Annotated in this window: 4 protein-coding genes and 1 pseudogene; 4 read left to right on the top strand and 1 reads right to left on the bottom strand. The window is 37.0% G+C overall.

Translation table 11 applies throughout. From position 1 onward, the window contains the following. Positions 1 to 405 precede the first annotated feature (405 nt). A pseudogene (locus tag HMPREF1505_RS13410) lies at positions 406 to 633 on the top strand (hypothetical protein). On the opposite strand, the gene HMPREF1505_RS03540 reads toward HMPREF1505_RS13410, so the two are convergent. Beyond that, a complete protein-coding gene (locus tag HMPREF1505_RS03540; protein ID WP_036922607.1) occupies positions 569 to 4,108 on the bottom strand; it encodes a DC1 domain-containing protein in 3,540 nt (1,179 codons plus the stop codon). The pseudogene HMPREF1505_RS13410 and the gene HMPREF1505_RS03540 sit on opposite strands and share 65 nt — an antisense overlap. A 2,359-nt stretch (positions 4,109 to 6,467) precedes the next feature. On the opposite strand from HMPREF1505_RS03540, the gene HMPREF1505_RS03530 reads away from it, so the two are divergent. From HMPREF1505_RS03530 to HMPREF1505_RS03520, 3 genes are all read left to right on the top strand, one after another. Then, positions 6,468 to 7,157, top strand: a complete 690-nt coding sequence (locus HMPREF1505_RS03530) for a hypothetical protein (RefSeq protein ID WP_036922601.1) — start codon at positions 6,468 to 6,470, stop codon at positions 7,155 to 7,157. Positions 7,158 to 7,729: 572 nt separating this feature from the next. Then, positions 7,730 to 8,392, top strand: coding sequence for a ParA family protein (locus HMPREF1505_RS03525; RefSeq protein WP_004359131.1), 663 nt, complete (start codon positions 7,730 to 7,732; stop codon positions 8,390 to 8,392). 254 nt (positions 8,393 to 8,646) lie between these two features. Beyond that, positions 8,647 to 9,276 (top strand): hypothetical protein, encoded by a 630-nt coding sequence (locus HMPREF1505_RS03520; protein WP_197017494.1) that lies wholly within the window; start codon positions 8,647 to 8,649, stop codon positions 9,274 to 9,276. Positions 9,277 to 9,854 lie beyond the last annotated feature (578 nt).

The raw sequence follows: 9,854 nt of genomic DNA, 5'->3' as shown, positions 1-9,854 counted from the left end.
CCAAACAATCTGCTCGATAATAAAACAAAATATGTTTAGGCTCTAATGACCGATTGGGGTTAAAGGGATTCCTTACGGTTGGACTTTTGTGATAAGAGTATAAAGGTGGGGAAATCTTTTCCGTTTTCTGGAACCAATACATATAAGAATAATAATACGCACGTAAAGAATAAAATCATTTCAGTTCAATTACGTTATGAACGCCAAGGTGTAGGCGACGAAGATTCATTAGCCTTATTTGTTATGCCCTCAGATTTCGTTATGTGTAATGACAAAAGAGTACTCACTGATTCGTTGAGAATAGTATTGAGGAAGGTAAAGAGAAAATAGTTCTTTTGAAACTCAGTCTGGCTTATTGTGTAATAGATTCAGATTATCACTCCCTATTGCTGAAGAGCCCAACTTATGGGAATGATATTGCGTATTGCCTCAAGTCACATTGTGGGGTAAGGGGATATTGTAGGCAAAAGTGGGTGCTTCAAGTTCAAATTATCTGCAAATACTGTAATGAGAGGATGTGTACACGCAAGAAGGACGTTGAAAGGCTTAGTTGCGGATTTGAGGTTTTCTATTTGTTATTATATGAAACATCGCAATCTTTGCACTTGTAAGTGCCATTCTCATTTGTTATAGGTTTGCCACACCTATAGCAGAAAAACTCGTGTTTTTCCCAGTGGCCTAAGTCATTTTCAACAAACAATCTTAGCCTATCCGAAATATAGCCGCCGGTCATATGCAGATTACTTATTCTACGACGAAAGTTCTCCGTAGAGCAGCATGCACCGCATTCCGGGCAGATATACTGCCCATTGGGACATTGCCGTGAATCACGGCTGTCAATAGTTGCATTACACTTTTGTTTATTGAAACAATGATTAAGATAAACAACGAATCCATTCTTAACGCAATTTTCATTAACACAAGCGAATTCGGTAACTGCCCGTGACGTGAAATTGGTTATATCTTTTGGTTTCATTAGTTTATCGCATTCACGACACTTTAAATGCTCATAGAATTTGGCAAAACTCTTTAAATAGGAAGACAAAATAATATAATGTCCAAATTTCGTTTTTTTGCCATTCTTATTTGTATAATCTGGTGATATACCGAGAATGCGCATAAAATCGAGGATAGTATAAGACTCCCATTCGCTGTCAATTCTATATCTAACTGGAGGTCGGAAGCAGGGTTTGTTTCCACACCAGTAAAAAGCAATACGATGAAAGTTGTCCACCTTATCAGACAGACGACATTCGCAGAATTCTTCTTGATCTTCTTCTTTGGTTTCAAATCCGACAAAATTGTTCAGACCATTAAATTTAAAATTGAATGGTCTTGCTATAGCAAAAAGTTCTGCCTCGTAAGCTTCGTCAAAATAGTAGGAAACCCCATTTGGTTCATTTACAATTTGGTATTCATCCTCCTTGTATGTTATTTGTATCTGCTGGATGGTGCGGGCATAGTGCTTATTATTGTATTCTTTTATATTGCCATATTCATCAACCATCTTCTGAGGAATGAAAACCTTCAGTCTGCCATCTTGTATCTTGCTTATAATGCCATTGAAATAACTGTTACGCCTCCGATTGCTTCTATTGTTAGGGAGTTCATTTGCCACCCATCTGCCAGAACATTGAGTAACAATACTTCTAATGCCAATCCACTCGTCCGTATCTTCTCTACCTTCAAGTAACTGAAGCATAATATTGTTATCCAGTGTCTTTGTCTGGTCATTCTCTCGCAATTTCAAATATGTAAAAGCAATTTCCAGAGGGAAACATATCGGTCTCTCTCCATTGGAAATAAGACTATAAAAGGATTCTGCCGTGTGATGGATTTTTCCCTCACTCATGGACTTGAAAAGCTTCTTGACGATCTTTATCTGGAGGTATGGTGGCAGAATTGCAAAGACTTCAGTCAAAGAAGCCTTTGATGTTGTGGTCTTAGAATGAACAGCCCACCATATCACGGCAAGTCTTTGATCGATGCTATTTGTCTTCTTGAAATTCTGTATCTGACTTGTAAAACTTGTTTCCCAATCACTATCGCTATCTGGCATGTTGGCTGTCATAAGTTCTGTCAAAAGAACAGCAAGCGCAACATTTTCGTCAGTCATTTCCATTGATTGCAATCTCTGTGCAATCAATGGAAACAAGTTTGCATTGGTAGTTCCCAGAACCTTGGAATGTGTTCTGTTTTTGAGCATCGGCTTACTATACCATCGTTCCTTGTCTGCATACACTCCATTAAGGGAGATTGCGTTAATGATAATCTCTACAATATTCTCTGGCAATGACGTAATAACATCATGCTCAAATAAAACCAGTAGGTCGTCAACCGACCTGCTGTTGATATAGTTATCCCATTCTGAAGAATGTTGGCCATTAGGTATCAGCTTCTTCAAATCTTTTAGGAAAGCACAATTCTCCCTTTCTGGATTGCGATAGTAATACTCTTTCTTTCCTTTCTCCAAAGGAGTGCCGTCAAAGAAATGACTGAGCGGGATGGTCTTCACTATCTCTCTGGCTCTCGCAATTATTAGGTCAGCAATTTGGATGCTATGGTCAAACAAATTAGGCTCATCTTTTACAAATTCTTTTATTTCCGCATAGCCCCATTGCGAAACGATTTGTTTAGACAAGGCTATTGCTTCGTCTGTCGTAAGCCATGTATGAAAACCTGTTGACACCTCAGAAAGCACACCTATAGAACGTGTTTCTCTCAATATTGGAATAAGTTCTTGTTTAATTTCCACTTTCTCAGCCTTTTCATAGATTGAGCTATAATGCTCATACGCAGAAAAGAAATCTGACTTTATTCTGTAGGGAGAATTCAGGTTGGTGCGCAACGACTCCTTTAGAGTTTCCTTTATCAAAGGCAGCATTTTTTGCATATATGGGTTAAGGAATTCTTCCCCCATAACCGAAAGTTGTCCAATGTCACCAACCACTTGCCAGTATTTTTTCTCCTCAATAGCTTTATCAAGGATAGGCGAGATTGACGATGCTAAATCCTCTCTAATAGACTGGAATTCCTCTGTAGATAGGTTGTTGAGATAGGTAAAGAAATCGTTCCGCCCATAGGCATTATGTTGTCTTCCAACGAATTCCGTCAGTTCTTTCTTGAAACGGTTTGCCTTCACCGAAGCCAAACATTTAGCTTTTTCCTCTTCATACTGCTTGGAAGTCAAGCGGAGATATGACCATAGTTTGCTGACGGCATTTTGTTTATCGTAATCAACATACATCCCCATAGCCTTTCTCTGGCGGTAATCACTTGACACTTTTAAGACATCTTCGGATATATCTGAACGTGTTGATAGTTCTTCAAACACTTTAAAAATTTTACCATCTACCAGAGTCTCGATACGCTGTTTGGCATACCCCGCACATTCTTTTGGAATATATTCAAAAATCCTCTCCACCTCTTGCCAGTCAGAAAGTTCACTATCATTATTCAGTTTCTGTCCCAGCCATGTCTGAATGAGGTCTGAATCGTCAAAATATCTAACAATGGTTGGATATCTTTTCATTACAGCAATCCGTTCTTCATCTGTAAATATCGAGAGGAGTGATCGCCAGATAGATTTCTCTTCTGTTGAGAACTGTCGGTCAAAGATATATCGATCTTTGGAGTATTCGTTCTGTTTGTAATGGTCTACAAAAAACTTAAAGTGTTCAGACGTTTTTTCAGGGGAACGCCCAGCATCCTCCTCAATTATACGTCTCACCTTATCTGCAACCATCCCTAAAGGTTTGAATGTATGCGTATAGAGGTTTATTTTTCGATTGTCTTTATATTCAATATACTCATGGTCTCCGTAATAGGACAATGCTAACAGTGAATCCTCTTCTGATTTGGTAATGCGCCTGACATTCACAGCTCGTTTTTTGCCGTTGTTCTGCTTGTCCACCTGAAAAACCACAATCTGCTCTTCTTTCTTTGCTTCATTCTCAATGAAACTCGCAGAACTGACATAAAAGTCTTGGTTATACTTTGGTGTTGGCATATTACAGTTGTTAGACGCAATGAAGCCGAAGTCCTTGTTTGTGTCAAAGAACTTCACCGCACCTATAAAGTATTTGTTTGCTCCGTATATCAGGTTCATTTTACCACTACTTATTTCTCTTTCAAGTTTTTTTTAATTCCGCAGCATAAACTCTTGTGAGAACTCCAAGTGCCTGAGAAACAAAGTTCTCAAAACACTTGGATATGTCAGAAATTTCACCTATCTTGATGCTGCAAACATAACAAGTAAGCAAAAATCTGACATGGCAAAGGTAGCAATTAAAAACGTGAATATCACTTCTTTCGGTGGAATTTATCACATAATGGACGTTTTTTCAAAGTTGGTCTTTTAAAAACTTACCGAATCTGTATTGGGTAAACGTGGAAGTAGCGGCGAAGCATTCTGTTATGGAAGTATTTTTGTGGTTTTTCATACTTCCCCATTGGTTTGGGTGGGGGATTTTATGCTTAGAAAAGAGCCAAGAAACACCGAAGCACCTCATATCAACATATAGAGCCCCAAAAAGACGTCTCAACATATAAAATTTTCTCACAAGAAAAAATACTGCGGAATAAAGGATATAAGAGTTTTGTTTTATTCCTCTATATTTCAGATGATCATTGTCTTTCCTTTCATTGTTTTGAAGTATTTTTCGTTTTGCTGTCACTCCTCTCACTCAATTTTATTCAGGAACCCTTTGTTTTATAGTAGTTTTGTGCTATTTGTTAAAAGTGACAGCAAATTAAATCAAAACTCTTCTTGTTAGTTATCTATTCTTTTTAATTTGTTTGTTACCCACCTCTGTTTATAGCCTGTTTTTTTATAACCTTACTTTTCTTATTTCAGGATTGTATTTTTTTATGCATTTTGTCTTTTCTGTTACTCTGTCTTTTTTATCACTTTGTCTTTATGTCATTTTGTCTCTTGTCATTCTGTCTTTCCTCTTATTTTGTCTTTATGTCATTCTGTCTCTTCTTTGTCTTTATGTCTCTTTTCATCTTTTTGTCGCACTTCCTCCCCCCTTTTTTCCTTCTCATTTTGGCTTCATTTTTACCCTTTCATTTGTTTATTTTTTGATATTTTTGCTTGAATATTTAAGTATATAAAAATACTTTTATCGTTTTATTTCTTTGTTTGTTTATCTACTTTGTTTTTATTTTCGTTTATTATTTATGTAATTGACTTTTTAATTTAATGTGTTATAATATAAATCTATATTTATATAACCACGTAATATTATTTTTGTGTGTTTATGTTTAATAAATATATAAATATGTTTTAGCATATGTAATTACATGATTAATTAAATGTTGAAATATATAAATAATGTAATGTTGCATTTTGCTTCTCTCTCACATAAGTAAATATATAAATATATTCATGCTTTCTTTGTATCTTTTATTTTACTCTCTCTGTATTTTCTCTTGCTTTTGTTTATCTTATCAGTTTTCTCACTTTGCTATTAAGACTATTCTTTGTGGTTTCTTCTTTGTTTGTTTATTTTGTGGCTTTCAATTTCTATTTGCCAAGCGTTTTCTTTTTTCTGTGTGTTTTCTTATTTATGTCTTTGTATTAATCGGTCATTATATTTTTATTTTGCATTTTTTTCTTCCTAATGCGTTGTAAATATCACAATATCAATATTATATATATTTACTTAAACGTGTGTTTATGTTTTTATTTTTCTGTTTCTTTTGCTTTTCTTCTTTTGCTTCATTGGATATTCTTTTCTTGTTTGTCTAAAGTTTTTTTGTTGCTTTTTTCTCGATGAAATCGTTGTTTTTCTTATGTTTATATATTTATTGATTCTATATGATAGGCTTTCTTTGTGCTTTGTTGTTTGCTTTTCCTCTTGATTAATAGGATTTTATGTTTTTATATATTTGATTAAATATGTTTATGCGTTTTGTTCGGATTCATCGCGTTTTGGCTTTTAGCTTTTCTCTTTTATCGTTTGCAAATGCTTCCTTTTTTTCTCTTCAAATGTAGTTTTCTGATCCTATATGTTTGTTCCTTTTTACGCTCACTTTTTTCTTTTGTCTTGCTCTTTATTTGTTTGTGTTATTATTTAAATGTTTAAATCGTTAATTGCAAAGATATATAATAACGTAAATATATATTGGTTTTATTTTGTTTGACGTTGTATTAAGAATATAAATATATAAATATGGATTATGCTTTCATCTTACTCTTTATGTTTTTCTTTTCTAATTGATGATTTTTCTTCTTTTCTTTATCTCTTTTGTATATATGTATCTACGTAAATATATATAAATATTAAAAAGCAAAAGAATAAATATTTTATTGCATTTTTGCTTTCTTATCTTTTTATTTTTCTCATTAAAAATGTTTAGATGTATTTGCTTGTTTCGATAAATAGATGTATATTTGCAAGTATAAAAATATAACCACATCAATATGTGCGTATTTATTTAATTCAACTTTTATATAAATATATATGAATTTAAAGGCTTTTTCTATTACACCTAAAGAGGGCCAGGTTTTAAATTGGAGCTTGGGCTTGTTCATTGTTTTTAGTGTTTTCAATCTGATTGATGGGTGGACATCAGTGCCCAATGCTGGGCAGGGAGTTCTTACGAATGCTTTTGCGACAGTGCAGTCGAATAGCTTTATTCGTGCTATTGAGTATTTTGTCATTGCTGCGACACAGTTAGCGATGCTGGAGGTATTTCGTAGATGCTTAAATAAGAATGGTGATAAGGCTGCACAGTTGATTGTCACTATCATGATGTCACTTATCTTTTGCTTGTTACTTGCTGGCATTTTACCAAGGTTTCTCTTTACTCAAGAGGAGGAAATGCTGGCATTTCTTTATGGTGGATTACCATCATATTTTACAACTTTCTCAAAAGTAGCTTTCCTTGTGTTTGCTCTTATGAAGTTAGTTCTGTGTGTGCAGTTAGTGCGTACTTATGCTGGTAAGATTCGTTTGTTTGGTGCATCTTTGTTTGGCTGTCAAGTTTTGACGTGGTTGATAGATTTTGCATACTTTGTTGTATATACATGGGTTAGTGGTGCGACGATGACAGAGATTATGTATGTTTCTACTATTACCTCTCTGTTAAGCTTCGTTCTTGCTTTGATTCCATTCTGCGTGTTGAAGACGACTATGGTAGTTGAAGACTAAAAAATAAGAATTTACCCACACCCCCGATGTTTTTAGCTCGTGTGAATCCTCAGACACTAAAAATTTGAGTTTCTCAGACGAGAGGGTAGAAATAAGTAATTTATAACTTGAGAATTTGTGGGTAGATGGGCGAAGAATAAAAAATATTGCAGAAATGAGCCCTGATGAAGTGGGGAGAATTGGCAGATAGAAAGCGTTATGCTAAGTCTATGTAGTAAAATGTAAGCTGTTTTGATGAAAAGTGGGTGAAAAGATAGATATAAGTATCAAAATGATATTTTCAACACTATCAAACTTGTTGATGAAAGAGAAGGAAATAGCGTTTAAAAGGCGCGAAAAGATAAGTTGAAAGGAGAAAACCATTGAAAAGTTCTTTCCTCGCTCAAAGAAAGAGAGAATCGACAGAAAGAGCAGAGTGGGGGAGAGGCAGTCAACTTGCAAGACTCCGAATGAGGAAACAGCAAAGGCGATTAATACGTAAACAAGTGAACGGATGAAAATATAAATATTCGAACACGCAAATACGTAAATAAAGAAAAAGATAAGAAATTAAAAATATAAATATATAAACAATGAAGAATAAGAAGATTGTTTTTGCAAATCAGAAAGGTGGAGTAGGGAAGAGCACGCTGTGCATCCTCTTTGCCAACTATCTCGCTGCAAAGGGTAAGGACGTATGTATCATTGATACCGACTTGCAGAAGACGATTCTGATGCAGCGTCGAAAGGATAAGCTGATCTATGAGGGCGAGGAAGAACCTTATAACGTTCAGGACTTTGACGTGACTGATGTCGAGACAATGCAGACATTAGTTGACTCAGCTTCACAGGTAGAAGGATTCGTATTGTTTGACTCTCCTGGTAATATCAGTGAGGACGGTTTGGCTCCGCTCTTCGTGGGTGCAGACTACATCGTTTGTCCTTACGAATATGAGGATAAGGCGTTAGACTCAACGGGTGTCTTCGTTCAGGTGCTTAACGTACTTCGCGAACATAACCCACAGATGACCGCACAACTCTTCTTCGTTCCAAACCGCATCGACCCACGTATCGGTACGGCTGAGGAGCAGGAGATGTGGCGCAGAACCGATGAGGTGTTTGGTAACTTCGGACGTGTCACACCAGTTGTCAACAGCCGTGCGACACTAAAGCGTACAAACACTTTCGAATTGCTCGGAACACAGCGTGATGCAGTGAAGAAGGCGTTTGATTATATGCTGAGGAGGATGAAGTAAAAAACCTCCCCCCAGCCCCCTCCGAAAGAGGGGGAGTGCCTAACGGGATGAAGTTGGATAAAAATCGGACAATGTAATTTGGATAAAAGTTAAGCAGATTAGGTTGGACAAACGATGTTAGACGATGCTAACTGGGAAGACTTCGTGAGGGCGCAATAGGGGAGAGAGGATGACGAGGGGAACATCAGGTGAAAGGAAATGATAAGGTCCCACGTTTATATATAATAAAGTAAAAACAAAGAAATAAAGATACAATGGCTAAGAAGAAGAAAACAATGGTTATGATGCCTGGTGCAATGACCGACTTGGCACATAGCGTACAGAAGGGTGCAAGACCAAATCCTACTACTAATTCAGAGGAGACGACGACGGATGAGCAGGAAGCTAACGAGCCTGCACAGTATGATACGAACAATGTTGAGCAGGAGGTGCGTACTCAGGTTGAGGAACAGCAGCCAGAGGCGTATGCTGAAGCTATTGGAGATGTTGACGAGCCAGCAGCACCAACGACCCCTGCAAGTCCGTTTGGTCGTGTAGAGCCAAAACAAGAGGGCACTGATCGTAAGGACCGTACTGCACCTGCAGCAAAGAAGCTCCCAAAGGCGGAGGGCAGACAGTTAGCACGCGAATATTCGCTCGCAAAGGATAGCGGTGAGGATAGCTGGCAGATTTTCCTCGACTTGGCACGCGACTATAAGGCACGCGACTCTCGTCTGGCAACCGTTTACATCGACTCAGACCTCAAGGGTGTCCTCGACCGTCTGAAGTCTGCTACGAGTGTGAAACTTCCTTCAACAGCCCTATTGAGTGCTATCGTTGCCCGCTTCGTATTTGAACACGAGAAGGATATTAAGAACGCGATATTTGGAGAGAGCTTGTTGTAAAAAGGAAAAATAACAAAACAACAAAACAACAAAACAACAAAACAAACCAACAGTCCCAACTGGCCCCTCCCCCGACCCCTCCCCCATAGGGAGGGGAGTGAAATGCGGGATACCCCTTTGGGTTAGTTGAAACTACGAATTTCTCGAATGACACGAATCCTTGTAAATTTTGAGGTTTGAACTTTGAGGTTTGAACTTTATGATATGAACTATTAATGACTACGAATTTCCCTAATTACGCTAATGTTTATTGTAATGTAATTCGTGTCATTCGCGTAATTCGTAGTGCTGTATTGGTAGTTGACAAGTTGATAAGTTTACGAATATATGAGTTAATTGTTGCGATAAGTCATAGTTAATATCGGTAATCATAAGGGAGTAATTGACGAGTTGACAAGTTTACAAGTTAATTGTGGCGATAAATCACAGTTAACAGTAGTAATCATGAAGGGGTAGTTGACGAGTTGACAGGTTTACGAGTAGACAAGTTAATTGTGGCGATAAATCACAGTTAACAGTAGTAATCATGAAGGGGTAGTTGACGAGTTGACAGGTTTACGAGTAGACAAGTTAATTGT

It is taken from the genome of Prevotella sp. ICM33, from assembly GCF_000517825.1.
GTDB lineage: Bacteria > Bacteroidota > Bacteroidia > Bacteroidales > Bacteroidaceae > Prevotella > Prevotella melaninogenica.
The sequence above is the reverse complement of the archived record's forward strand: the minus strand, read 5'-3'. Positions and strand labels throughout refer to the sequence as shown.

What these genes read in the sequence shown, in the direction of transcription:
- HMPREF1505_RS03540 (WP_036922607.1), bottom strand. Translation starts at nt 4,108, where the DNA reads ATGAACCTGATATACGGAGCAAACAAATACTTTATAGGTGCGGTGAAG.
- HMPREF1505_RS03530 (WP_036922601.1), top strand. Translation starts at nt 6,468, where the DNA reads ATGAATTTAAAGGCTTTTTCTATTACACCTAAAGAGGGCCAGGTTTTA.
- HMPREF1505_RS03525 (WP_004359131.1), top strand. Translation starts at nt 7,730, where the DNA reads ATGAAGAATAAGAAGATTGTTTTTGCAAATCAGAAAGGTGGAGTAGGG.
- HMPREF1505_RS03520 (WP_197017494.1), top strand. Translation starts at nt 8,647, where the DNA reads ATGGCTAAGAAGAAGAAAACAATGGTTATGATGCCTGGTGCAATGACC.